Origin of the sequence: Rhodopseudomonas sp. BR0C11, from assembly GCF_010820945.1 — a bacterium.
Taxonomy (GTDB): Bacteria; Pseudomonadota; Alphaproteobacteria; order Rhizobiales; family Xanthobacteraceae; genus Rhodopseudomonas; species Rhodopseudomonas palustris_H.
In genome coordinates, this window is the sequence record NZ_QTKI01000799.1 from 1 (window position 1) to 642 (window position 642).

Annotated in this window: 2 pseudogenes; one reads left to right on the plus strand and one right to left on the minus strand. The window is 67.9% G+C overall.

The window, feature by feature from the left end:
- A pseudogene (locus DYI24_RS27455) lies at positions 1 to 279 on the plus strand (hypothetical protein); the annotation flags it as partial.
- Here DYI24_RS27455 and DYI24_RS27460 read toward each other — a convergent pair.
- A pseudogene (locus DYI24_RS27460) lies at positions 272 to 642 on the minus strand (hypothetical protein); the annotation flags it as partial. The pseudogenes DYI24_RS27455 and DYI24_RS27460 overlap by 8 nt on opposite strands.

Consider the following 642-nt stretch of genomic DNA (forward strand, 5'->3'; position numbering starts at 1 on the left):
AAGAGACAGCTGCTGAAGATCGAGTCGCATTACCAGTGGTACCGGCAGAACTCGTCCTGGGATTACGAGCCGGTGAAGTCGACCAAGCGGGTCGCCGACGGCGATCTGTCGATCAAGGCCGGCGAACCGGCGCGGCTGCAGTTCAACCCGGAGCCCGGCCGCTACCGCCTCGACGTCAAGACCGCCGATGTCGCCGGTCCGCTGACGTCGGTGCAGTTCGACGTCGGCTGGTATTCGGACGGTTCGGCCGATACGCCTGATCTGCTGGAGACCTCGATCTTCAGCAGCTCGTAGCGCAGCCCGCTGCGCGGCAGCGAGCTGCCGTCCGGCGCCACGAAGGCGACGTCGAATTTGGCGACATCACCCTCGGCGACGTTGCGGTCGGCGAACAGCGGCTTGACGCCGATCATCGCCGCCGCCGGCGCGACCGGCAGCACCAGCTTGCGCTCGACCGCGCGTCCGCCGGCTTCCGCCATCCGGACGAAGATCTGCGCCTCCTGCGGCCGGGTCGAGGACGGCGGCTTCGGCAGGCTCACCTCGAAGGTGGCAGCGCCATTGGCGTCGGTCTCGGGCAGGTTTTCGAGCGGGGTACGCCCGTTGCTGGGGGTCTCTTCGTCGGCGACGCCGAACTGATAGCCGGCA